The sequence below is a fragment of the Saccharopolyspora sp. NPDC050389 genome, from assembly GCF_040655595.1.
In the GTDB taxonomy this organism is placed as follows: Bacteria; Actinomycetota; Actinomycetes; order Mycobacteriales; family Pseudonocardiaceae; genus Saccharopolyspora.
Genome location: NZ_JBFAKG010000004.1, coordinates 186,311 through 209,465 on the forward strand (window position 1 = coordinate 186,311; position 23,155 = coordinate 209,465).

Annotated in this window: 25 protein-coding genes; 15 read left to right on the forward strand and 10 right to left on the reverse strand. The window is 70.4% G+C overall.

Annotation, left to right across the window (positions count from 1 at the left end; all coding sequences use genetic code 11):
- Window positions 1–65 precede the first annotated feature (65 nt).
- Genes AB0I53_RS04225 through AB0I53_RS04235 form a run of 3 tightly spaced genes read left to right on the forward strand, consistent with a single transcriptional unit; the run spans window position 66 to window position 3,809 of the window.
- Complete coding sequence (locus tag AB0I53_RS04225) at window positions 66–2,492, forward strand: xanthine dehydrogenase family protein molybdopterin-binding subunit (protein WP_358596153.1); 2,427 nt, start codon at window positions 66–68, stop codon at window positions 2,490–2,492.
- Window positions 2,489–3,337 (forward strand): FAD binding domain-containing protein, encoded by an 849-nt coding sequence (locus tag AB0I53_RS04230; RefSeq protein ID WP_358596156.1) that lies wholly within the window; start codon window positions 2,489–2,491, stop codon window positions 3,335–3,337. Before AB0I53_RS04225 ends, AB0I53_RS04230 begins: the two co-directional genes overlap by 4 nt.
- Complete coding sequence (locus AB0I53_RS04235) at window positions 3,330–3,809, forward strand: (2Fe-2S)-binding protein (RefSeq protein ID WP_358596159.1); 480 nt, start codon at window positions 3,330–3,332, stop codon at window positions 3,807–3,809. Before AB0I53_RS04230 ends, AB0I53_RS04235 begins: the two co-directional genes overlap by 8 nt.
- Before the next feature lie 277 nt (window positions 3,810–4,086).
- On the opposite strand, the gene AB0I53_RS04240 is transcribed toward AB0I53_RS04235, so the two are convergent.
- Window positions 4,087–4,665, reverse strand: a complete 579-nt coding sequence (locus AB0I53_RS04240) for a dienelactone hydrolase family protein (protein ID WP_358596162.1) — start codon at window positions 4,663–4,665, stop codon at window positions 4,087–4,089.
- Between the two features lie 165 nt (window positions 4,666–4,830).
- Between AB0I53_RS04240 and AB0I53_RS04245 the strand changes: the two genes are divergently transcribed.
- The 3 genes from AB0I53_RS04245 (at window position 4,831) to AB0I53_RS04255 (ending at window position 8,002) form a co-directional block, all read left to right on the forward strand.
- Window positions 4,831–5,748, forward strand: a complete 918-nt coding sequence (locus tag AB0I53_RS04245) for a diiron oxygenase (protein WP_358596165.1) — start codon at window positions 4,831–4,833, stop codon at window positions 5,746–5,748.
- Between the two features lie 4 nt (window positions 5,749–5,752).
- A complete protein-coding gene (locus AB0I53_RS04250) occupies window positions 5,753–7,222 on the forward strand; it encodes an FAD-dependent oxidoreductase (protein ID WP_358596168.1) in 1,470 nt (489 codons plus the stop codon).
- Between the two features lie 114 nt (window positions 7,223–7,336).
- Window positions 7,337–8,002, forward strand: coding sequence for a class I SAM-dependent methyltransferase (locus AB0I53_RS04255; protein WP_358596171.1), 666 nt, complete (start codon window positions 7,337–7,339; stop codon window positions 8,000–8,002).
- An 8-nt stretch (window positions 8,003–8,010) separates the two neighbouring features.
- Here AB0I53_RS04255 and AB0I53_RS04260 read toward each other — a convergent pair whose 3' ends face one another.
- The gene (locus AB0I53_RS04260; RefSeq protein WP_358596174.1) at window positions 8,011–8,766 is read right to left on the reverse strand and encodes a LysR substrate-binding domain-containing protein; all 756 of its coding nucleotides are present in this window, start codon (window positions 8,764–8,766) and stop codon (window positions 8,011–8,013) included.
- Between the two features lie 60 nt (window positions 8,767–8,826).
- Here AB0I53_RS04260 and AB0I53_RS04265 point away from each other — a divergent pair, with 60 nt between their 5' ends.
- Complete coding sequence (locus AB0I53_RS04265) at window positions 8,827–9,219, forward strand: DUF5997 family protein (protein ID WP_358596177.1); 393 nt, start codon at window positions 8,827–8,829, stop codon at window positions 9,217–9,219.
- Window positions 9,220–9,266: 47 nt separating this feature from the next.
- Here AB0I53_RS04265 and AB0I53_RS04270 read toward each other — a convergent pair whose 3' ends face one another.
- Complete coding sequence (locus AB0I53_RS04270) at window positions 9,267–9,788, reverse strand: DinB family protein (protein ID WP_358596180.1); 522 nt, start codon at window positions 9,786–9,788, stop codon at window positions 9,267–9,269.
- Between the two features lie 188 nt (window positions 9,789–9,976).
- Between AB0I53_RS04270 and AB0I53_RS04275 the strand changes: the two genes are divergently transcribed.
- Window positions 9,977–10,441 carry an Lrp/AsnC family transcriptional regulator gene (locus tag AB0I53_RS04275; protein ID WP_358596183.1) on the forward strand — a complete coding sequence of 155 codons (465 nt, stop codon included), beginning with the start codon at window positions 9,977–9,979 and terminating at the stop codon, window positions 10,439–10,441.
- A 51-nt stretch (window positions 10,442–10,492) separates the two neighbouring features.
- On the opposite strand, the gene AB0I53_RS04280 is transcribed toward AB0I53_RS04275, so the two are convergent.
- From AB0I53_RS04280 to AB0I53_RS04290, 3 genes are all read right to left on the reverse strand, one after another.
- Window positions 10,493–10,990 carry a nucleoside deaminase gene (locus tag AB0I53_RS04280; protein WP_358596185.1) on the reverse strand — a complete coding sequence of 166 codons (498 nt, stop codon included), beginning with the start codon at window positions 10,988–10,990 and terminating at the stop codon, window positions 10,493–10,495.
- Window positions 10,991–11,055: 65 nt separating this feature from the next.
- Window positions 11,056–11,526: a cyanase gene (cynS, locus tag AB0I53_RS04285; protein ID WP_358596188.1), complete on the reverse strand. Its 471-nt coding sequence runs from the start codon at window positions 11,524–11,526 to the stop codon at window positions 11,056–11,058.
- Window positions 11,527–11,692: 166 nt separating this feature from the next.
- Window positions 11,693–12,289, reverse strand: a complete 597-nt coding sequence (locus AB0I53_RS04290) for a carbonic anhydrase (RefSeq protein WP_358596191.1) — start codon at window positions 12,287–12,289, stop codon at window positions 11,693–11,695.
- A 118-nt stretch (window positions 12,290–12,407) separates the two neighbouring features.
- Between AB0I53_RS04290 and cynR the strand changes: the two genes are divergently transcribed.
- The gene (gene cynR, locus AB0I53_RS04295; RefSeq protein WP_358596194.1) at window positions 12,408–13,289 is read left to right on the forward strand and encodes a transcriptional regulator CynR; all 882 of its coding nucleotides are present in this window, start codon (window positions 12,408–12,410) and stop codon (window positions 13,287–13,289) included.
- Between the two features lie 60 nt (window positions 13,290–13,349).
- On the opposite strand, the gene AB0I53_RS04300 is transcribed toward cynR, so the two are convergent.
- On the reverse strand, window positions 13,350–13,919 hold the full coding sequence (locus AB0I53_RS04300) for a helix-turn-helix domain-containing protein (protein ID WP_358596197.1): 570 nt from the start codon (window positions 13,917–13,919) through the stop codon (window positions 13,350–13,352).
- 71 nt (window positions 13,920–13,990) lie between these two features.
- Between AB0I53_RS04300 and AB0I53_RS04305 the strand changes: the two genes are divergently transcribed.
- A complete protein-coding gene (locus AB0I53_RS04305; RefSeq protein ID WP_358596200.1) occupies window positions 13,991–15,175 on the forward strand; it encodes a cytochrome P450 in 1,185 nt (394 codons plus the stop codon).
- A gap of 21 nt (window positions 15,176–15,196) precedes the next feature.
- On the opposite strand, the gene AB0I53_RS04310 is transcribed toward AB0I53_RS04305, so the two are convergent.
- Together AB0I53_RS04310 and AB0I53_RS04315 are read right to left on the reverse strand one after the other, a co-directional pair.
- Window positions 15,197–15,364 (reverse strand): hypothetical protein, encoded by a 168-nt coding sequence (locus AB0I53_RS04310; protein ID WP_358596204.1) that lies wholly within the window; start codon window positions 15,362–15,364, stop codon window positions 15,197–15,199.
- 30 nt (window positions 15,365–15,394) lie between these two features.
- Window positions 15,395–15,646 carry a hypothetical protein gene (locus AB0I53_RS04315; RefSeq protein WP_358596207.1) on the reverse strand — a complete coding sequence of 84 codons (252 nt, stop codon included), beginning with the start codon at window positions 15,644–15,646 and terminating at the stop codon, window positions 15,395–15,397.
- Between the two features lie 212 nt (window positions 15,647–15,858).
- Here AB0I53_RS04315 and AB0I53_RS04320 point away from each other — a divergent pair, with 212 nt between their 5' ends.
- The gene (locus AB0I53_RS04320) at window positions 15,859–16,362 is read left to right on the forward strand and encodes an ester cyclase (RefSeq protein WP_358596210.1); all 504 of its coding nucleotides are present in this window, start codon (window positions 15,859–15,861) and stop codon (window positions 16,360–16,362) included.
- 126 nt (window positions 16,363–16,488) lie between these two features.
- A complete protein-coding gene (locus tag AB0I53_RS04325; RefSeq protein WP_358596213.1) occupies window positions 16,489–17,286 on the forward strand; it encodes an inositol monophosphatase family protein in 798 nt (265 codons plus the stop codon).
- 104 nt (window positions 17,287–17,390) lie between these two features.
- On the opposite strand, the gene AB0I53_RS04330 is transcribed toward AB0I53_RS04325, so the two are convergent.
- Complete coding sequence (locus AB0I53_RS04330) at window positions 17,391–19,685, reverse strand: LuxR C-terminal-related transcriptional regulator (RefSeq protein WP_358596216.1); 2,295 nt, start codon at window positions 19,683–19,685, stop codon at window positions 17,391–17,393.
- Window positions 19,686–19,936: 251 nt separating this feature from the next.
- On the opposite strand from AB0I53_RS04330, the gene AB0I53_RS04335 reads away from it, so the two are divergent.
- The 3 genes from AB0I53_RS04335 to AB0I53_RS04345 all read left to right on the forward strand — a co-directional run bounded on the left by AB0I53_RS04335 (window position 19,937) and on the right by AB0I53_RS04345 (window position 22,858).
- On the forward strand, window positions 19,937–20,827 hold the full coding sequence (locus AB0I53_RS04335; RefSeq protein ID WP_358596219.1) for a TrmH family RNA methyltransferase: 891 nt from the start codon (window positions 19,937–19,939) through the stop codon (window positions 20,825–20,827).
- 87 nt (window positions 20,828–20,914) lie between these two features.
- Window positions 20,915–21,802, forward strand: coding sequence for a helix-turn-helix domain-containing protein (locus tag AB0I53_RS04340; RefSeq protein WP_358596222.1), 888 nt, complete (start codon window positions 20,915–20,917; stop codon window positions 21,800–21,802).
- 165 nt (window positions 21,803–21,967) lie between these two features.
- Window positions 21,968–22,858, forward strand: a complete 891-nt coding sequence (locus tag AB0I53_RS04345; protein ID WP_358596225.1) for an alpha/beta hydrolase — start codon at window positions 21,968–21,970, stop codon at window positions 22,856–22,858.
- Window positions 22,859–23,155: the final 297 nt, after the last annotated feature.

The window sequence follows — 23,155 nt, forward strand, 5'->3', positions numbered from 1 at the left end:
GAGCCAACTTCCGGTGGATTGCGCGCGAACCGGGGTTGCCGCACGCTACCCGAGGGATCGTCGCTGTGACCGCCGCCACCGCGCCGGGCTGCGGCGCACTCGGCGGCTGGGGAGGCTTGATGGTGCAACCGGTGCAGAGCATGCGCCCGACGCTGCTCGGCGTCCGGGTGCCCCGCATCGAGGACGACCGCTTGGTCACCGGGCGCGGCCGGTACATCGCCGACGTTGTCCTGCCCGGCATGGTCGAGGCCGCGTTCGTCCGCAGCGACGTTCCGCACGCGCAAGTGCGCGGCGTCGATACGGCGGCCGCGCTGGATTCTCCCGGGATCTATGCGGCGTTCTCCGGCGCGGATCTCGACATCCGCGCCGTTCCGGACCTGATGCCGTGGGTACGCGGCGTGCAGCACTTCCCGCTGGCGCGTGACCGGGTGCGCTTCGTCGGCTGCCCGCTGGCGGTGGTCGTCGCCGACGACCGCTACCTCGCCGAAGACGCCGCCGAACTGGTCGACGTCGACCTCGAACCGCTGCCCGTCATCGACACCGCCGAGGATGCCCTCGCCGAGGACGCACCGCTGCTCTACCCGGAATGGGGCGACAACCTCCTGCTTTCGATGCCCGCACCGGAGAACCCGGCCGTGGACGAGGCGTTCGACCGGCTGCGCACGATCAGCGGCACCTACACCACGCACCGCCACGCGGCCGCGCCCATGGAACCCCGCGGCGTCGTGGCCGAATACCGCGACGACCGGCTGACGGTGTGGACCTCCACCCAGGCCGCGTTCATCGTGCGGTCGATGCTGGCCCAGGTGCTGGGCCTGCCGGAACGCGACATCCGGGTGATCACGCCCGACGTCGGCGGCGGATTCGGCCAGAAGAACGAGGTCTACCCCGAGGACTACGTGATCCCGTGGCTGGCGATGCGGCTGCGCCGCCCGGTGCGCTGGCTCGAAGACCGCCACGAGCACCTGATCACCGCCAGCCACGCCCGCGACATGCGCATCGAGCTGTCCGCCGCGGTCCGCGACGACGGCACGATCGCGGCCCTGCGCGGGCGGATCCGCACCGATCTGGGTTCCGGCGAGGTGTTCCCCGCCGGATTCGGGCCCAGCCTGGTGGCCGTCGGTTCGCTGTGCGGGCCCTACCGGATTCCGCACCAGTGCGTGTCGGTGCAGGGCGTGGTCACCAACAAGACGCCGCTCGGCGCCTACCGCGGTTTCGGCATGCCGGAGGGCACCTTCGCCATCGAGCGGCTGGTCGACAAGATCGGCCGCGAGCTGGGCATCGATCCGGTCGAGCTGCGCCGCCGGATGATCGTCGATCCGCACGAGCTCCCCTACGAGACCGCCGCCGGTGCCCGGCTGGACTCCGGCAGCCACCGCGTGGCCTTCGACCGCGCCGTCGAGATCGGCGAGCGGCTGCTGGCCGCCGAACGGGAACGCGCCGAACCCGGCGCGCGCCTCGGCGTCGGCTACGCCACCTACATCGAAGGCGTTGCCGCCAGCGCCTTCTCGATCACCGGCACCTGGAGCGGGCAGGACTCCGCGGACGTGCGCTTCGACGCCGACGGCGGCGTCACCGTGGCGGTCGGCATCTCCGCCATGGGCCAGGGCGCACACACCATGGTGGCCACCCTCGTCGCCGAGGAGCTGGCCCTGCCGATCGAGCAGGTGCGGGTGGTGATGGGCGACACCGACACCGCCCCGTTCGGCCTGGGCAGCTGGGCCAGCCGCGGCGCCGTCGTCGCCGGCGGCGCGATCGCGCAGGCCGCCGAAGTGTTGCGGCGCAAGGGAACCGAGATCGCCGCGCACCTGCTGGAGGCCGCGCCGGAAGACCTGGAGCTCGCCGACGGCGGATTCCAGGTGCGCGGCAGTCCCGGCAGCTCGGTGCCCTGGGAACGGGTGGCGCGGGTGGCGCTGACCCGCACCTTCGAGCTGCCGCCGGGCGTCGAACCCGGGCTCGACGCGCGAGCGAGCTACGAGCCGCCCGGAATGGACCACGTGCCGCGTCCCGACGGCAAGATGAACGCCTCGACCACCTACACCAACGCCGCGCACGCCGCGGTCGTCGCGGTCGATCCCGCCACCGGCGAGGTGCGGGTGGTGCGGTACGCGGTCGTGCACGACTGCGGGCGCGTGATCAATCCGCAGACCGTCGCCGGGCAGATCCACGGCGGCGTCGCGCAGGGCATCGGCGGCACGCTCTTCGAGCAGCTGCCCTACGAAGACGGCCAACCGCTGGCCACCACGTTCATGGACTACCTCCTGCCCACCGCCTGCGAGATCCCCGACATCGCGACCGAGGAGATGTGCAGCCCGGCGCCCGAAACCCCGTTCGGGATCAAGGGCGTCGGCGAGGCGGGCATCATCGGCCCGCCGGCCGCGATCGTGCGCGCCGTCGAGCACGCCCTGGAACCGCTCGGGGTCGCCGACATCGACACCACACCGCTGACGCCATCGGCGGTGCGGCGGCTGATCGAGGAGGCCGCGTCGTGAAGCCGCCGCCATTCGACTACGTCCGCCCCGACAGCCTCGACGAAGCGGTGCGGCTGCTCGCCGCCGACGAGGACGCGAAGGCCCTCGCCGGCGGGCAGAGCCTGATGCCGATGATGAACTTCCGCCTCGCCCGCCCGAGCATCCTGGTCGACATCGGCCGCCTGCCGGAGCTGACCGAGCTGCGCCGCGAGGACGGCGTGCTGGTCATCGGCGCGGGCGTGCGGCAGCGGGCCGCCGAGACCTCGCCGCTAGTCCGGCAGGCCTGCCCGCTGCTCGGGCAAGCGCTGCGCCACGTCGGCCACCACCAGATCCGCTCCCGCGGCACCGTCGGCGGCTCACTGGCGCACGCGGACCCGGCGGCGGAGCTGTGCGCAGCGGCGTGCGCCCTGGACGCCGAGGTCGTGGTGACGGGCACCGGCGGCCGGCGCACCGTTCCCGCCGCCGAGCTGTTCGTCGCGCCCTACCAGACCTCGCTGGCCGCCGACGAAATCCTCACCGAGGTGCGGCTGCCGATCCGCGCCGCCCGCCACGGCTTCGCCGAAATCGCCCGGCGGGCAGGGGATTTCGCCATCGCCGGCGTGGCCGCGGTCCTGGAGTTCGACGGCGGCACCGTGACCCGCGCGCGACTGGCCGGTCTCGGCATCGGCGGCACGGTGCGACGACTTCCCGAGGCCGAAGCGGCCCTGCGTGGGCGGGCGCTCGACGCCGATGCGATCGGTGCCGCGGCAGGCGCCGCCGCCGACTCCGCCACGCCGCCCGACGACCTCCACGCCGATCCGGCGACCCGCCGCGCCGCACTGCGCGCGGCCGCACAGCGAGCCCTGGAGCAGGTGGCGCATGACTGACATCCCGGCCGCGCACCGCGAGATCACGCTCACCGTCAACGGTCGTGAAGTCCGGCGCCGCGTCCCGGTGCGCCGCCTGCTGGTGGACTTCCTGCGCGACGACCTCGGCCACACCGGCACCCACGCCGGTTGCGAGCACGGCATCTGCGGCGCGTGCACGGTCCTCATCGACGGCGAGCCCGCGCGTTCCTGCATCACGCTGACCGTGCAGGCCGAGGGCACCGAGGTGACCACGGTGGAAGGCCTCACCCCCGGCGAGGGCTTGAGCCCGATGCAGCAGGCCTTCAAGGACTGCCACGGCCTCCAATGCGGTTTCTGCACGCCGGGGTTCATCGCGACGCTCTCCGCCGCCGATCCCGACGAGCACCCCGACGACGAGGCCATCCGCGAACTGCTGTCCGGGAACCTGTGCCGCTGCACCGGCTACCAGCACATCGTCGACGCCGTCAACCAGGCCTGGGGCCGGGGGTAGAGCTTGTTATAGGGGCTGTTTGAGAACTCGTTTGCGTAGTGGTGGCTCCTCGTTGGCTGGTGTGAGGTGAACGGCCCGTTCGTCCCGATAGGCGAGGTGAACAGGCCGTTCGCTTCACCTACCTGACGCCGGTGGGCACCAGCTGGTGTGAGGTGAACGGCCCGTTCGTCCCGATAGACGAGGTGAACAGGCCGTTCGCTTCACCGCATTGAAGGCACAAGCCGCCCTACCACGACCCCACACCACCACATCCCAAACAGGCTCGTAACAGCCCGGGTCAGAGCGATTCGAGGAACGCGACCGCGACGGTCCACGCCTCGGTGGCGGCCTCCGGGTCGTAGTCCGGCAGGTCCGGATCGGTGAACAGGTGCCCGGCGCCCGGGTACTGGAAGATCTCGACGTCCGCCCCGGCGCGCCGCATCCGCAGGTACCAGGAGTTCAGCCAGTCGGCCGTCTCGAACGGATCGGGGTCGGCGACGTGCAGCTGCACCGGCAGGTCGTCGACGGCCGCGCCCTCGGCGATGTCCGAGGTGCCGTGCAGGAGCAACAGGCCTCGGACCTTCTCGTCGGCCAGCGCGAGGTTCTGCGCGATGGCCGCACCCAACGACAATCCCGCGTACACCAGGCCCCGGTCGCTGAGCGGCGCCGCCACCTGCACGGCGCGGCGCAGCAGCTCGTCCCGGCCGATCTCCTCCGTGATGCGCATGCCGTCCTCGACCGTCTCCGCGGTCCGCCCGTCGAACAGATCGGGGACGTGCACCTCGTGACCGGCCACGCGCAACCGGTCGGCGGCGGCGCGCACGGCGGGTCGCAGCCCGAACGCGGAGTGAAGCAACAGGATATCCACAAGGGACATCCAATCAGCCCGCCGCGACCGGGGCCCGGAACGGGGCCCGCGCCCAATCATTGCAATAGTCATTGACACAGTCATCGATGTCATCGATCCTGATACCTGTTACTCGCGGTATCAGGTATCGCCGGGTAACGCGAGACACCGCCGCCACCGTCGCAGGGAGCGCCCATGACCGGCAGCATCGCCCGGGACCACGGAACTCCGCCGCAGTCCGACCGCCGAGATGTCGCGGACCGGCTGCTGCGCTCCTCGGAGATCCTCTCCTACGACCCGGTCCAGAAGGTGGACTGGGAGACGCCGCTGGACACGAGCTACCACGGCACGAGCCCCGAGTGGAGCACGCTGTACGGCACGTCGTACTGGCAGGAGATGACGCCGGAGCAGCAGCGCGAGCTGACGCGCCAGGAGGCGGCGTCGGTGGCGAGCACCGGCATCTGGTTCGAGATGATCCTGCAGCAGATGGTGCTCCGGGACTTCTACGCGAAGGACCCGACCGATCCCGCCTTCCAGTGGGCGCTGACCGAGATCGCCGACGAGTGCAGGCACTCGATCATGTTCGCGCGCGGCGCCGCGAAGCTGCGGGCCCCGGCGTACCGGCCGACGCGGCTCGTGGTGGAGCTCGGCCGCGTGTTCAAGACCGTCGCCTTCGGCGAAGCCGCCTACGCGGCGATCCTGGTCGCCGAGGAAGTCCTCGACGTCATGCAGCGGGACTGGATGCGCGACGAGCGGGTCGTGCCGTTCGTCCGGACGGTGAACAACATCCACGTCGTCGAGGAATCGCGGCACATGAAGTTCGCCCGCGAGGAGACCAGGACCCGGCTGGAGGGCGCGGGCTGGCTGCGGCGGCAGATCACCGCGGTCGTGGTCGCCGGCGCGTCCTACTTCATCGTGACCAGCATGTGGAACCGCAAGGTGTACGAGAACGCCGGGCTCGACCCGAAGCGGGCCATCCGCGAGGCGAAGGCGAACGAGCACCACAAGTCGATGTTGCGCACCAGCTGCGCAGGCCTGATGGAATTCCTCAACTCCGCAGGCCTGCTCACCAAGGCGTCGCAGTGGTTCTACAAGCGCGCGAACCTCATCTGAGCCCATGGCATACGCGATCACCCAGACCTGCTGCAACGACGCGACCTGCGTGAAGGTCTGCCCGGTCAACTGCATCCACCCGACGCCGGACGAACCGGGCTTCGGCACCACCGAGATGCTCTACATCGACCCGGCTTCCTGCATCGACTGCGGCGCCTGCGCCGACGCCTGCCCGGTCGAGGCGATCTTCCCCGTGGAGAGCCTGACCGAACCGCTCCAGGCATACGCCGAGGTCAACGCCGCCTACTACGCGGGCGCGGATCCCGTGGCGGAGACGACCGATCCGGCGCCGAACTTTCACCGCTGGGGCCCGCCGGTGTTCGGCCGCGCCATCCCCAGCGACTTCGCGCCGCTGGACGTCGCGGTCGTGGGCACCGGCCCCGCGGGCATGTACGCGGTGGAGGACCTGCTGCTGCGCACCAACGCCCGGGTCACCCTGATCGACCGGCTGCCCGTCGCCGGCGGCCTCGTGCGCTACGGCGTCGCACCCGACCACCCGTCGACGAAGAAGATCGGCGAGACCTTCGGCCGCTTCCACACCCACCCGCGGCTGCGCATGCGCCTGGGCGTCGAGGTCGGCAGGGACGTCACGGCCGACGAGCTGGCCGCCCGGCACGACGCGGTGATCTACGCCGTCGGCGCCTCCTCGGCACGCCGGCTCGGCATTCCCGGCGAGGACCTGCCCGGCAGCGTCGCCGCCACCACACTCGTGGGCTGGTACAACGGGCACCCGGACGTCCCGGCCGACGCGATCGACCTCTCGGCGGAGCGGGTGGTCGTGGTGGGCAACGGCAACGTCGCGCTCGACGTGGCCAGGATCCTGACCATGGATCCGGTGGCCCTGGAAGGCACCACGATCTCGCCCGCCGCACTGGCCCAGCTCCGGTCGAGCAAGGTCCGCGAGGTCGTGCTCCTCGGCCGCCGCGGCCCCGAGTCCGCCGCCTACACGACGCCAGAGCTGTTCGCGCTCACCCAGCTCGACGACGTCGAACTCGTCGTGGACGGCCACGACCCGCGGATCGAGTCGGCCATCGAAACCGCACCCGCCGGCGGCAAGGCGAGCCTGCTCCGGGGTCTCGGGCGCGAGGCCGTCGACTGGTCCGCGCCGCCGCGGCACGGACGACGTCGCATCGTGCTCCGCTTCAACTCCGCACCGCTCGAGATCAGCGGCGACGCACAGGTCCGCGCGCTCCGCGTCACCGGTCGGCCCGACGATGTGGAGGTCACGGCAGGCCAGGTGGTGCGGGCGATCGGTTACCGGGGAACCGGGCTCCCGGGCCTGCTCTTCGACGAGGCCACCGGCACCATTCCGCACACCGACGGCCGGGTGGACGGGCGGCCGGGAACCTACGTCGTGGGCTGGATCAAGCGCGGCTCCACCGGCGGCATCGGCGCCAACCGGACGTGCGCCCGGGAAACGGTCGACGCGCTGCTCGACGACGCCATCGCCGGCCGCCTTCCGGCGCGGCGCTGACGGCGGCTTCGCCGGACCCGTGGCCGGGGCGTGCTCCTCCCCGCCACGGGTCCGGCGGACTCCCGGGTCTCGTAGAATTCGAAGGCAACGCTGGACGCAGAAGGTGAAACAGCGATGTCCTCGGATCTGGGCTCGGCCCAGCAGCAGCACTGGCAAGCCGTCTACCAGGACCATCCCCACATGTACGGGGACGCGCCCTCGGAACCCGCTCGCCACGCCGCCGAGCTGTTCCGCACCCGCGGCGCGCGAACCGTGCTCGAACTCGGTGCCGGTCACGGGCGCGACTCCATGCACTTCGCCCACACCGGTTTCGCCGTGCACGCCACCGACTTCAGCCTTCTCGGCCTGGCACAACTGGCCCAGGACGCCGAGCGGAACGGGCTCGCCGAGCAGGTCACCACCACCGTCCACGACGTGCGCGAGCCGCTGCCGCTACCCGACGAGAGCGTCGACGCCGTGTTCGCGCACATGTTGCTGTGCATGGCTCTGTCCACAGCAGACATTCGTGCGCTCGTCGGTGAAATCGAGCGGGTACTGCGCCCCGGCGGCACGCTCGTCTACACCGTCCGCCACACCGGCGACGCGCACTGCGGCACCGGAATCGCGCACGGCGACGGCATCTACGAGCACGACGGTTTCGCGGTGCACTTCTTCGACCGAGCCCTCGTCGACGAACTCGCCACCGGCTGGCGCCTCGGCGAGGTCCAGCCGTTCGAAGAAGGCGAACTGCCCCGCAGGCTGTGGCGCGTCACTCAAGCCCGCCCGACAAGTCCTCAGTAGACGAAGCGCTACGAGCGGCGGCGGGGCTTCCCGCGCTTGCCACCCTTGGACGCGCCGGAACGCGGTTGCCGATTACCGCTGTCCGGCTTACGGGCGGCGGGCTTCTTGCCGTCGCCTTCGGGCCGCTTGCGCTTCGCCGGAGCCGGAGCCGGTGTGCGTCCGCGCGTGCTGTTGACGGTCCGCCCGCGGACGATCCCGATGAACTGCTCCATCAGGTCGGTGGTCTCGTCCTCCAGCCACGACAGCGCGACGCGCGACTGCGGGACGTCGGCGAGCGGCCGGTAGGTGAGGTCCCGGCGGTGGTGCAGCCGGGCGAGCGACTGCGGGACGACGAGCACGCCCACGCCGGCCGCCACCAGCTGGATGGCGTCCGCGGTCGTGGCCGGGCGCTCGATGGCCGGGCGGCCGGGCGGCCGCTCCCAGTCGAGGGTGTCGTCGAGCGGGTGCAGCACGACGTCGTCGGCCAGGTCGTCGACGGACACCTCTTCGGCCGCGGTCAGGACGTGATCCTTCGGGACCACGACCACCGTCGTCTCGGCGTAGAGGGGGATCGCGTGCAGGCCCTCCCGGTCCGTCGGCAACCGGAGGAGGACCGCGTCGGCGTCGCGGGCCCGCACCAGGTCGGCGGCTTCGGCGGCGGTCACCTGGACGAGGTTCAGCGGGACCTCAGGCGACCGTTCGTTCCAGGTCCGCACCCACTTGCCGGGTGTCACCCCAGGGACGTATGCGAGCGTGAATGACGGATGTCCGTCCGAGCCTGTCACGAGGCCAGGCTACCGGGCGTCATCGCAGGTAGTGCGCACCCGGTAGATACCCTTGAGGACATGACGTCGCAGAAGACCCCCCAAACCATGAAGCCCGCGACCGCGGCGAAGAAGCTGAACGTGTACCTCGAAGCCACCCCCGCGGAGTTCCAGGAGGGTGTCGTCTCGCGCGACGAGTTGAACGCCCTGCAGACCAGCCCGCCCGAGTGGCTGCGGGAGCTGCGCCGCAACGGCCCGCACCCGCGACAGGTCGTCGCGTCGAAGCTGGGCGTCTCCATCGGCGGTCTCGCACGCGGCGGGATCACCGAGGCGCTCACCACGGAGCAGATCGAGGCGTTGAAGGCGGACAGCCCCGAGTGGCTCGAGCAGGAGCGCGCCACCCAGGCGGAGGTCCGGAAGGAAGCGGTGCGCATCAAGGAGAAGGCCGCCGAACGCCGCCAGCGACCTTCCTGACGGGGCCACCAGCGCCGTTGGTGGGGACCGGCGGCGTACCCGCGGTTTCACCAGCCGCGGGCACCGTCCCACTGCTCGCGCAGGACGTCCGCGTGGCCCGCGTGGCGAGCGGTGTCCAGGGCGACGTGGCAGAGCGCCCAGCGCAGCGTGTAATCATCGGTCGTCTGGGCACCGGTGCTGTCCAGTTCCAGATCGTCGATGATGCGGTCGCTCTCCCCGCACGCTTCGCGATAGCGGGCCAGCAGATCGGGCAGGGACTCGTCGGCGGACGCGATCCAGTCGCCGTCGGGGTTCTGCGGGTCGAACGGCATCGGCACTTCCCGGCCGCCGAGGACGACCTGGAACCAGTGTTGTTCCACGGTGGTCAGGTGCTTGACGATGCCCGCCAGCGAGGTGTTCGAGCGCGTCGGGTTGTACCGGGCGCCGTCCTCGGAGAGCCCGGCCGTCTTGCCCAGGATGGTGTTGCGGCCGAACTCCAGCCAGGCCTGGAGCATTTCCTTCTCCGCGAGCCCGTGCTTCGGGATCCGGCGCTGCGTAGCGTCTTCGCAAACCGGAACGTGCTGCGCCATGTGCGTCTCATTTCTGCTTGCGAGCAAAGGGAAACCCGAGCACGGTCCGACCGGCGGAAGACGCGCGGAGTTCGCCGCACCAGATCGCACTCGACCGACATATTCGAATGTCAGCAATACTCGAAGCTTATGATCATGAGGAAGCTTCTGTCCACAACATTGGAATCGAAACGAACCAAGGGGTGACGGTGGCGGAAGAACCAGACGCGGTCGACCACGCGCTGCTGGCCGAGCTCCAGGAGGACGGCCGGATGACGCACGCCGAGCTGGGACGCCGGGTGGGGCTGAGCGCACCCGCGGTGGCCGAGCGGCTGCGCCGCCTGGAACGGCTCGGCGTGATCACCGGCTATGCCGTCCGGCTGAACCCCGCGAAGCTGGGCTTCCACGTCGTCGCGTTCATCCGGCTGGCCGCGTTCGGCACCGAACCCGCCGGCGGCTCGATCCACCGGCTGATGGAGATCCCGGAAGTCCTGGAGACGCATCACGTGGTCGGCGACGACTGCTGGATATTCAAGGTGGCGGTGCCGGATGTCGGCCGCCTGGAGGAAATTCTCGGGTCGATGACGGCGCTGGGCCGGACGACCACCTCGATCGTCCTGTCCTCCCCGGTGACCGGGAACAAACTCCCGATCTCCAACGAACCCACCGGCTGACCGGGACTTCGGATCGGTCGGCCCGGCGCCGGGCCGACCGATCCGAGGCGATCATGCGGTCGGGGCTCCGGCGACGCGGCGCTCACCACCGTTGCGCGCCTGCCATTCCCGGTAGACGTCGACGGCGGCGTCGCGGGGTTCGTAGCTCATCGGCAGGCGGCGCTCGTCCCAGTTCTTGGCGAACTCGCCGTAGAAGGTGGCGAGCTCGAAGTACTTGCGGTCGTCCACGTAGTGCGGCTCGTAGTCATCGCGGGTGGTGAGGAAGACCACCTCGTCGGGGCTGCAGTAGTACAGCGAGCCCAGGCACATCGGGCACGGCTGAGCCAGGACGTAGATGGTGGCGCCGGCGAGGTGCTCGGTGCCGAGCTTCGTGCAGGCCTCGCGGATGGCGAGGATCTCGGCGTGGGCGGTGGGGTCGTTGGTCTGGGCGACCTTGTTGGGGCTTTCCGCGATGACCTGGCCGTCCTTGACGATCACCGTCGCGAACGGGCGGCCGCCCTCGGCGACGTTCTGCCGGGCGAGGTCGATGGTGCGTTGTGCGAAGTCCATGGGATTCCTCTGGTTGCGGGCGTCGGTGCCGGGCCTGCCCGGCGCGCGGGTGGTTCGGGCCTGCCTCAGAACGGCTTGGTCGGCAGGTACTTGCCGTCGAGGGTGATTACGGCGCGCTCGCCGCCCTCGGGATCCGCGACCTTCTTGACGTCCAGCCTGAAGTTGATGGCGCTGATGATGCCGTCGCCGAACTGCTCGTGGACCAGGGCTTTCAGGGTCGTGCCGTAGACCTGGAGCATCTCGTAGAAGCGGTAGATGGTCGGGTCGGTCGGGATACCGCCGTCGATGGAGCCGCGGGTCGGGATGGTCTGCAGCAGCATCTCGGCGTCGTCGTCGAGGCCCAGCAGTTCGGTGACGGTCTTGGCCGCCGCCGCCGGCAGGGCGTGCTGGCCGAGGACGGCGGCGGTGACGAAGGCCGTCGACAGGCCGGTGGCATCGGCGATCTGCTGCCAGGTCAGGTTCTTGCGGGTCTTCGCCTCCACGGCGGCGACGGCCACGGACTGGCGGGCGGTGGGGTCGAACTGGGCGTGCGGCATGGGAAGTGCTTCCTTTCAGGTGGCCGCCGGGCGCTGCGGAGGCGCAACGGCGGGGCTTGAGCGAGGCCGGCCCGCGGTTGTTGTGGCGGGCCGGTCGCGTCCCGGCTCGTGCGCGTTTTGGAGCGCCATAGCACTCCGAACCGCTCACGAGGCAGGGCCAGGACGATCAGGCGACCTGGGACCGGAGGTCGCCGGCGTCGAGCTCGTCGACAGCGCCGGTCGGAATGTCGAAGATCCAGCCGTGCATTCGAACGGCACCCTTCGTGAGGGCGCGCGCCACCGACGGATGCGTGGCGAGGTTCGCCAGCTGCGCAGCGACGTTGTCGCGGACCAGCGCCGCCACGACATCGCGATCACCGGGTGCGGTGCGGCCATGAGCGGAGTCCGCGTGGCGCAGCCAGTCGGCGATCGCGGGCATGCCGGTCAGGTCGTGGCCTTCGGCGATGGCGGTCATCGCGCCGCAGGCGGAGTGACCGCACACGACGATGTCGGACACACCCAGGACGGCGACGGCGTACTCGATGCTCGCGGTGACGCCATCGGCGCCCGGGGCGTAGGCGGGCACCAGGTTGCCCGCGGTCCTGATGACGAACAGCTCGCCCGGCTCCTGCTGGGTGATCAGCTCGGGGACGACTCGCGCGTCGGAGCAGCCGATGAACAGCGCGCTCGGCCGATGGGCGGCACCAAGGCGGGCGAACAGTTCCGCCTTGGCCGGGAAGACCTCCTCCTGGAAGCGGTGGATTCCCTCGGCGAGGTGGTGCATGCCCCAATCTCCTTCCGGACGTCTGCGGGGACCGACCACACAACCATGCATCAGCTGGGACGATAGTGTCCAAGTCGCAATTCGCATGATCACGATTGACCTCATCTATAGTCGTGCCATGCCCCTTGAGCTGCGCCATCTGCGCTACCTGCTCGCGGTCGCCGAGCACGCCAACTTCACGCGCGCCGCCGAGGACCTGCACATCTCCCAACCCACGCTCTCGCAGCAGATCAAGCAGCTGGAGAAGTCGCTGGGCGTGCAACTGCTGGACCGCACCGGCCGCACCGTGCGCCTGACCGACGCGGGCGAGACCTACGCCGACTACGCCCGGCGGGCGCTGCGCGAACTGGCGGCGGGCCGGCACGCGGTCCTGGACGTCCAGGACCTCACCCGCGGCCGCCTGCGCCTGGCGATGACACCGACCTTCACCGCTTACCTGATCGGGCCGCTCGCCGGCGAATTCCACGACCAGCACCCCGGAATCCGCCTGGACGTCCGGGAAATGACCCAGGACCGGATCGAATCCGCCCTACTCGCCGACGAACTCGACCTCGGCATCGCCTTCGCGGGCGCCCACCTGCCGGGCATCGAGAGCACCGCACTGTTCGCCGAATCCCTCAGCCTCGTCGTGGGCCCCGGTCATCCGCACGCCGGGCGAACCCGGCCGCTGCCGGTCGCCGAAGCGGCGCAACACCAGCTAGCCCTGCTCAGCCCGGATTTCGCCACCAGGGGCCACATCGACGCCTACTTCGCGCGGCACCGAGTGCAGACGCCGATCGCGGTCGAGACCAACACGATCACGGCACTGACCGAGATCATCCAGCGCACCACGCTGGCCACCGTGCTACCCGACGCCATCACGCGGGAACACCCGCGCCTGCACCCGATCCCCCTCGATCCCGGACTCCCCAGCCGCACCGTCAGCATCCTGCGCCGCGAGAACGCCTACCTCAGCGCGGCGGCCCGGGCGCTCATCCGGCTCACGCACCGCTGGGCGTAGGCGCAGAGAATCATCCACTTAGGACATTCGGGCACTTCCCCGGGTTTCCGGCACTTCGGCCTACCGGGCCGCCCGGATCACGCCGTCGACCGCCCGGTCGATTCGGTCCGCGATCTCATGCGGCGCGGGACGCCCGGCGTCCAGCCAGGCCATGATGGCCTCCAGGCACACGGCGGTGGCCAGCTGCGCAGCCCAGTCCGCCCACGACCCGGCGGCGATCGACTCGGTCAGCCGCGCTCGCACCTCTTCCACCATGGCCGCGCGCAGCTCGTCGACCTCCGCGCAGAATTCCGGCTCCCTGGCGGCGTGCCGGAACAGCAGCCGGAATCCGGCGGGCTCGGCATCGGCCCACCGGAGCAGCGCCTGCGCGCTCGCCCGGCCGACCTCCACGTCGGTGGCCGCGGCCAGCCGGGCCGTCGCCCGCTCCAGCACGGCACGGTACAGGTCGGTCTTGGACTCGAAGTGCCGGTAGAGGATCACCCGGCTGATCCCGGCCTCGGCGGCGACGTCGTCCAGTCCGGTGCCGGCGAATCCACTGCGCGCGAAGGCATTCGTGGCGGCGGCGAGGATCTGCTCGCGGCGCTGCGCCCGGGGCAGCCGCCGCACCGGCTCCTGCTGGATCTTCGACATCGGGCTTGAGAGTACACCCGGGTATGTTTATCTTCAGATGTTCACATCGAAGTAAACATCGTGGAGGCGACATGCCGGCCGGAGACCTGCCCGACCTGCCCACGGCACCACCGACCGTGCTGACCCACGCGCCCGTGCTGCGAGCGCTGCAAGCCGAGCGCCCGATCGTCCGGGTGTGCACCCCGGCCGGCGACGAGGCCTGGCTGGTGACCCGGTACGCGGAGGTGAAGCAGCTGTTCACCGACTGCCGGATCGGCCGGACGCATCCAGATCCCGAGCGGGCGCCGCGAATACGCGATCACGTCATGCTCAAGGCCACGGATCTGTACGAGCACGAGACCGAGCACGCCGAGCACGCTCAGCTGCGGGCGCTGCTCACGCCGTACTTCTCCGCCAAGCGGATGCGCGAGCTGCAGCCCAGGGTGCAGCTGCTGACCGACCGGCTGCTGGAGGAGATCGCCGCCGCCGGGCCACCGGCGGACCTGCACCGGGCGCTGTCGCTGCCGCTGTCCGTGCGGGTGCTGTGCGAACTGCTCGGCGTGCCCTATGCCGAGCGCGACCGGTTCCAGGAGCTGGTGCACGGCATGGCGGACCTCTCCGACCAGCAGCGCTCGGAGGCCGGACAAGCCGAACTGATCGGCTACATGTCGGATCTGGTGTCCCGCAAGCGCCGCCGGCCGGAGGACGACGTGATCTCCGGCCTTTGCGCGGTCGAGGAGCTGCCCGACGAGACCATCGCGGGAATCGCCGCGATCGTGCTGTTCGCCGGGTACGACAGCGTCGCGGATGCCATCGATCTCGGCGCGCTGCAGCTGTTGACCAATGTGGACCAGCGGGACGCGGTGCTCCGGAACCCGGAGCTGGTGGGCGGCGCGGTGGAGGAGATCTTGCGGACCGCGGAACGCGGCGGGCCCGGCCTGCCGCGCTACGCCCGGGAAGACGTCGAGATCGGCGGCGTCACGATCCGCGCCGGTGAGGCGGTGCTGCTCGACACGACGCTGGCCAACTTCGACGACTCGGTCTTCGCCGAGCCGGACCGCTTCGACGTCACCCGCGCGCCCAACCCGCACGTGGCGTTCGCCCACGGCACTTGGCACTGCCTCGGCGCGCCGCTGGCCCGGATCGAGCTGCAGACGGTGTTCGCGTCCCTGCTCCCCCGGTTTCCCACGCTGCGGCTGGCCGTGCCCGTCGAGGAACTGCGGCTCAGCGCCGCTTCGTTCACCAACAAGCTGGTGGAGATGCCAGTGGCCTGGTGACGCGGTCCCGCGTCACCAGATTCAGTCCCGCTGGGCTCGCCGGGCGCATTCCGCCGCCACGGCGCGCATCTCTTCGCGGTAGCGCTGGGCGAGGTTCCAGCGCCGGGTTTCGAGGGCGAGGGTCATGTGGTGCTCGGCGCGGCGGGCTCGGTCGTCGAGTTCGGCCGCGGTGCACTGGTTCAAAATCATCTGGCTACCTGGAAAACGTCGTCTTCGGGGTCACGCGGCGATCAGCTGCTGCGCGGATTCGATGTCGACGGCGGCCTGCACCGCATCTAGGTGCGTGCGGTAGACCGTGCGGGCGCGTTCCGGACCGGGGTTGGCTCGGGTGCCTTCCTGATCGCAGATCCAGGTGCCCATGAGCAGGTTGCGGTAGACGTGGGGCCGGTGGTGGGAGGATGAGCGCGGTTCGAGCGTGTGGACTGCCGGGTGCTCGGTGGTCTTCGAGGTGGCGAATCGGGGGGTGTACATGGTGTTCTTTCCTGAGGGAGTCTCGTTCGGTACGGAACCCAGCTTGGCCCCCGAGGCCCCCGCGGGAACACGGGAGTTCTACGTAGCGACTACCTAAATCCGGGACCTTCGCCTCTGTACGGGTCGCCGGTTCCGGGCGGACCGGGCGCTCGCCGCGGAAGCGTTCGGGCTCCGATGGCCGAGCAGGTAGGCTCGAACGCGGAAGTCCTGCCATGGCTGAGCAATCGGGGGCCGACATGGCGACTAGCGATGGACAACGGATCGAACTTCAGCGCCAAACGATCGCCGAGCACATCGACGCGGAGAACGCCCACGACTGGTCGCGGGTGTACGGCACTTTCATCCAGGACGAGCACGCCTACTACGACGTCGTTCCGCTGAGCACGCGGTACGCGGGGTTCGAGGGGGTTCAGGACTTCTACCAGATCCTGGAAACCGCCGTTCCGGACTTCCGCGTCACCGTGAACGCCGAGTACGACACGCCTGGATCGTCGGTGCGCGAGGTGACGGTCAGCGGAACGCACCTGGGCGACTACTGCGGCGTCCGCCCGACCGGGCAGCGGGTCTCCTTCGAGCTGGCGGCGTTCTACCTCTTCCGCTCGGACGACGCCGGAAAGCTGCTCGCGGAGCGGATCTACTTCGACAACGAGACAGTGCTGCGCCAGATGCGCGGCGAGGAGAACGCGCCGATCGGCATCGGCCTGGCCCACGCCTGAACGGCGATGGGAGGCCGATCGGATGTTGATGACATCCGACGGCCGAGCCCTCGAACGATGTCGCGGCGGCTCCCAGCCACGCTCGGCGCACGGCGGTGAGCTGCCGAGCCTCGATATTCTGGCGGCGTGATCGACACGTGCGCGAACCCTGATGATGCTGGTGTTGCAGCAGCTGCGGCATGTGCCGGCGCGGACGTGGTGCGCAAGATGTACGGCCAGCAGCTCTCCCGCATCGACAAGGGCGCGGGCGACTTCGCCACCGCCGCCGATGTGCAGGCCGAGAAGGCGATCCTCGGCGTCATCCGGGCTGCCCGGCCCGATGTTGCGGTGCTCGGCGAGGAAGGTGGGCAGCAGGGCGCGGCCGCCGCCGTGCGCCAGTGGCTGGTGGATCCCTTGTGCGGCACGCTGAACTACGCCGTCGGCAACATGCTGGTCGCCGTCAACGTGGCGCTGCGCAACGGTGCGGCGGCGGTGGCCGATCCGTTCAGCGGCGAGGTCTTCTGCACCGACGGTGAGACCGCCTGGGTGCGGCACGAAGGGGTCGATGCGCCGCTGGCGCCGACGCCGGCCACCCGGCTGGTGGACGTCAACCTGGATCCGCCGTTTCCGAACGCGCCCGGATTCCGGGCCGTGGACCTGCTGACCCACCCCGGGTTCGTCGAGCGGTTCCGGCCGCGGGTCGTGTCGACGACGTTGGCGTTGGCGTGGGTCGCGGCCGGCAAGCGCGCCGCGTACGCAACCGATGGCGAAGACCTGTGCGGGAGCGTGCATTTCGCCGCCGGCATCGCCGTGTGCCGGGGCGCCGGCTGCGTGGTCACCGGGATCAATGGCGCCCCGATCGGCGAAGCGAGCCGCGGGCTCGTCGTGGCCGCCGACGCCGAGACCCACGACCTGCTGATGTCGATGATCCGCAGCCGGAGCTAGCGCTCTCCTCGTCCACACGCGTTGCCTGCGGTATCCGGATCAGCCGGCTCGATGCTGCTCATGAACGGTGGCGATTCGGGCCGCCGACCGTTTCCGTTTCTCGGCTAGGTGGCGCCTTCGGCTTTGCGTTGTGCTGCGACCCATGTCGCGATCTGGGTTCGCGAGCCGAAGTCGAGCTTGGTGAGGATGTGTTCGACGTGCGCCTCCGCGGTGCGTTGGCTGATCACCAGGTTCGCCGCGATCTCCTTGTTCGACATGCCCCGGGCGACTGCTTCGGCGACCTGGAGTTCCCGCCGGGTCAGCGGCCATCCCGGCCGTTCCTCGGCCGGCGGGCCCTCGTTCATCTCCGGAGCCGACCGGGCTTTGCCCCGCACCACCATCGGGATGCTCTGCTCCAGCGGTAGCTTCGCGGTATCCGCCGCGAGCTTCTCGAAGGCGCTGTCCCCCAGCTCCGCGCGCGCTTCGGCTTCGGCCCGGCCCCGGTAGTCGATCAGCTGCTGCGAGCCCAGCAGCGGAATCCCGACCAGCGGCCAGATTCGCCCGAGGACGCCGAACATCCTGGCGGCCTGATCGTGTTCGCCCCGCGACACGTGCGACCACGCTAGGACCTCCACCGCCACCCCGAGGCCGAAGAGGTCGTTGAAGCGGGATTTGATGCCGATGCCCTCCCGCAGATCCGCGATGGCGGCGTCCACGTCGCCCCGCATCCAGCGTGCGAGGCCGCGCACCACCAGCGACCAGGAGCGAGTCCACAGCTCGCCGGCCTTCGACGTGATCTTCAGGCATTCCTCGGCGTGCTCGATCGCGTGCTCGCTGTCGCCCTGCAGGCACGCCACCAGGCCCGCCTGGACCAGCGACATCACCATCGGGCTGGTGATCTCCTCGTGCGTGCGGTGCCGCGACCACGCCTGCGCGCAGAGGTCGTGGGCCTGCTCCAGCTCGCCTTCGGCCAACGCGGCGACGCCCCGCAGGTGCATGCCGAAGGACGCCAGGCTGGGATCGTCGAGCTCCTCGGCGATCGCGAGGCACCGTTCGGCCGTCGCCCGGCCCCAGGCCACATCGCCCTGGTGCGAAGCCAGCCAGCTGCAGACCCACAGATCGGTTGCCCGAGCTGCCGTTGGCCGCACGTCCAGCGCCAGCAGGCGGTCGAGCCACTGCCGTCCCTCCGCGATGAGCCCGCAGGCCGTCCAGTAGAACCACAGCGCCCCGGCCAGGCGGAGCCCGGCCTGCACGTGCTCGGGCTTCGCCGCGCAGAACTCCATGGCCGCCCGCAGGTTGTCGTGCTCGGCGGCGATGCGGGCGCGCCATTCGAGCTGGCGCGGGCCGAACCATTCGCGGGCAGCGCGTTCGGCCAGACCGAGGTACCAGTCCCGATGCTGGAGGCGGAGCCGCGCTCGCTCGTCCTCGTCCTGCAGGCTCTGACCGTATTCGCGGACGATCGACAGCAACTGGTAGCGCGTGCCGGCGGGAAGATCGCCGGTCGAGTTCGCGGTGCGAATCAGGATCGACTTGTCGATCAGCGACGCGATCAGGTCCAGCACGCGATCCGGCGTGAGACCGTCGCCGCTGCAGACGTGCTCCACAGCCGCCAGGTCCATACCACCGCCGAAGACCGACATCCGCGCCCAGAGCATGCGTTCCTCGGCCGAGCACAGCTCGTAGCTCCAGTCCATGGTCGCGCGCAGCGTCTGGTGCCGCGGCAGGGATGCGCGGGTGCTGCTGGAGAGCAGCCGGAAGCGGTCGCCGATTCGCAACAGCAGTTCGTCCAGCGACAGGAACCGGGTGCGGGCCGCCGCCAGTTCGATCGCCAGCGGGATTCCGTCGAGCGCCCGGCACAACTCGGCGACGGTGGTCTCCTGGTCCGCGGTGCACCGGAAGCCCGCGGCCGCGGCCCGGTCGATGAACAGTCGCACCGAGTTGGATGTGTCCGCGCCGGTGTCGACGTCGGCCGGTTCGGGCACCGGCAGCGTCGGCACGACGAGGACGTGTTCGCCGTACACGTCGAGCGGCTGCCTGCTCGTGGCCAGGATCCGCACCCCGGGCGCGGCGTCGAGCAGCACCGCGCTCGCCTTGACGCACCCGTCCAGCACCTGTTCGCAGTTGTCCAGCACGATCAGGACGTCCTTGTCCCGGACGTATTCGGCGAGCACGGAATCCACGCCGCGGGACGACCAGTCCTGGATGCCGAGCGTCTGGGCGATGGTGTGCACCACCAGGTCGTCGTCGCGCACCTCGGCCAGCTCGACCAGCCACACGCCGTCCCGGTAGGCGCGCCCCAGCTGCGCGGCGACCCGCAGCACCAGCCGGGTCTTTCCGACTCCGCCAACACCGGTCAAGGTCACCAGTCGGGAGCGGGACAGGAGTTCTCGCACATCGGCGCATTCCTGTCGACGGCCCACGAAACTCGTTCGCTCGGCGGGAAGGTTACCCACCAGCCTGCGAATCGTACGACTGGCCATTTCGGCCCCACAACGAAGTAGCGGCACGGGCGCGCATCGCCCACCCTCTTCACCGCCAGCCTACGGCGGGTGCGGCCCCCGTGCGAGCACGCGGCCCGATGAGCGGTCGAACCAACCGCCACAACCGTCTCGCGGGTCCCGCGCGCCGAGCATCCGCGCCTGCGGTCGCCGCTGCCTGTTAGCCTTCCCCGGTGTCGGACGCAGGACGTAGCCGGGGAACAAGGGGCCAGGACCACCGCAAGGGCGGCCATTCCGGCCGGGGCCTCCGGGTCAGCACCCGGAACGCGCTTTTCCAGCAGTGGCAGGCATTGCTGTCGAACCGCACGAAGCGGCAGCGTTCCGGCGAGTTCCTGATCCACGGTGTCCGGCCGATCACGCTGGCGGTCGAGCAGGGCTGGCCGCTGCGCAATCTCCTGTATCCGTCGGGCAGGAAGCTGTCCACTTGGGCCCGGCGGCTGATCGACGAATGCGATGCGACCGCCGTCGAAGTGCACCCGGATCTGCTCTGGGAACTCGGCGAACGCGAATCCGAGGCGCCGGAACTGATCGCCGTCGCCGCCCTGCCGGCCGACGACCTCGACCGGCTGCCCGTGAAGCAGGACTTCCTGGGCCTGGTCTTCGACCGGCCCACCAGCCCCGGCAACATCGGCACCCTGGCACGCTCCGCGGACGCCTTCGGCGCCGACTGCCTGATCGTCAGCGGACACGCGGCGGACGTCTACGACCCGAAGGCCGTGCGCGCCAGCACGGGCTCGCTCTTCTCTGTTCCCGCCGTCCGGGTGCCATCACCGCAGGGCGTGCTCGACTGGGTCGCCGAACACCGGCGGCGCGGCGTGCCGATCACGGTCGTCGGCACCGACGAGCACGGCACGGCCGAGATCACCGACTTCGACTTCACCCGGCCCGTGCTGCTGGTGATCGGCAACGAGACCTCCGGGATGAGCGCCACCTGGCGCGAACTGTGCGACGAGATCGTCCGGGTTCCCATCGGAGGCGCCGCGAGCTCGCTCAACGCGGCCTCGGCGGGAACCGTGGTGCTGTACGAAGTCGCTCGTCAGCGCGGCTTCCCCGCGGCCGGCTGATCGCTTCATCCACACCGGACCCCGCCGCGCATCCAGGGACGAAACCGTCCCCCTCACAGGTGCGCCGCTCGGTGCCAGACTGGACCGATGAGCAACAACGCGCGCCGCAACGAACTCGGCGAGTTCCTCAAGGCCCGCCGCTCGGAGCTCAGCCCCCACATGGTCGGGCTGCCCGACACCGGCGGCTCCAGGCGCGTGAAAGGCCTGCGCCGCGAGGAAGTCGCGCTGCTCGCAGCCATCAGCACCGACTACTACACCCGCCTGGAACAGGGCAGGATCCAGGCGTCCGCACCGGTGCTGGACACCATCGCCCGGGTGCTGCACCTCGACGACGACGAGCGCGAGTACATGTTCGAGCTCGCCGGCAAGGACACCTCACGGCCGCGGCGGCGCACCACGCAGAAGGTCCAGCCGCAGCTGCGGTGGCTGCTCGACGACCTCATCACCACCCCGGCCCTGGTCTTCGGCCGCCGCATGGACATCCTCGCGTGGAACGCGATGGCCGCCGCCCTCATCACCGATTTCGCGAAGATCCCGGAGAAGGAGCGCAACTACGCGCGGCTGATCTTCACGGACCCGTCGGCCCGGGAGCTCTACCCCGACTGGGAGGGCGTCGCCCACACCGCCGTGGCCCAGCTGCGGATGGAGGCCGCCCGGGACCCGAAGGATCCGCGCATGGCGCAGCTGGTGGGCGAGCTGTCGATGCAGGACGAGGACTTCCGCCGGTGGTGGGGCGCGCACCGCGTCGCCACCAGGACGATGGGCACCAAGGTGCTCCGCCACCCCACGGTCGGCGACCTCACCCTCGACTGGGACACCCTCACCTGCAACTCCGACCCCGAGCAGCAGCTCGTCACCTGGACCGCGGAGCCCGGCACTCCGTCGCACGACGGCCTGCGCATCCTCGCCTCCTGGGCGACCGGAGATCGGCAACACGCGCCCGATACCACCAGCCGCCCGGGCAATCCCGGGTAGCACCACCGACGACGTGCTCGTCAGGGAGGGACAAAACCTTCCCAGGATGAAACCGTCCCTTCTTGCGCGCACCGGCCCGGAGCACAGTGGAGTCATGGCGCTGGATCGCCAGCACGGCGCAGCCCGCCAGAACATCCGCACCAGCCACCAGGGGTAACCAGTTCCATGAAGACCGATGTGCGTTTCCCGAGCAACGGCACGATGCTCGCCGGGCACCTCCACACGCCCGACACCCCGTCCTCGAAGCCGTCGCCGGCGATCGTGGTCGGCCACCCGGCGACCGGCGTCAAGGAGCAGACCGCCAGCATCTACGCGCAGCGCCTGGCTGAGCAGGGCTTCATCGCGCTGACCTTCGACGCCGCCTACCAGGGCGAGAGCGAAGGCGAACCGCGCGGCCTGGAGGACCCCTTCCAGCGCGCCGACGACTTCCGCAACGCCGTGTCGTTCCTGACCACCCGCGACGACATCGACCCCGAGCGCATCGGCGTGCTCGGCATCTGCGCGTCGGGCGGCTACGTGCCCTTCGCCGCGCAGACCGACCACCGCATGAAGGCCGTGGCCACCGTCAGCGGAGTGGACCTGCCGGGATTCTTCCGCGCCGGCGACCCGGCCGCCTTCGAGGCGCTGGTCGCGCAGGCGGGCCAGGCGCGCAGCGAGGAGGCCGCGGGCAAGCCGGTGCGCATGGTGCCGGTCCTGCCCGACTCGATCGACGAGTCCACGCCGAAGCCCGTGGCGGAGTTCTTCGACTACTACAAGACGCCGCGCGCCCAGCACCCGCGTTCGATCGGCGCGTACGCGCTGCGCAGCGTCGACAAGCTCGCCCAGTACGACTCCTACGCCGAGGTCGACAAGATCGCCCCGCGCCCGCTGCTGATGATCGCCGGCACCGAGGCGGCGACCCTGCCGTTCAGCCAGGGCGCGGTGGCGAAGGCCGGTGACACCGCCGAGCTGTTCGAGATCGAGGGCGCGACGCACGTCGACCTCTACGACCGGGACGAATACGTCACCCCCGCCGTGGCCAAGCTGACCGAGTTCTTCAAGCAGCACCTGGCCTGAGGCGCAAATCACGCGGAGGCCGCGGCGTTGACGCCGCGGCCTCCGCGCGTTCGAACCATTCATCCACAAGAGACGGTTCACGCGAGAACCGATTACCGGCGCGCCGTAGGCGTGGCGGCGCAGCCACCAGGTCTCGTGAGTGTTTTGGGTTGCCATAGCGACACAAAACACTCACGGGCCCGGGTGGCCGGTCGGCGCACCGGGAGGGCGGCGCCGTTGGACGGCCCGCGCCGGTTCCAGGCTCCGGTCGCGCCCGAGCGCTGGGTTGGCGTGCGCGATGCCTCGGCGTTCAGTGCC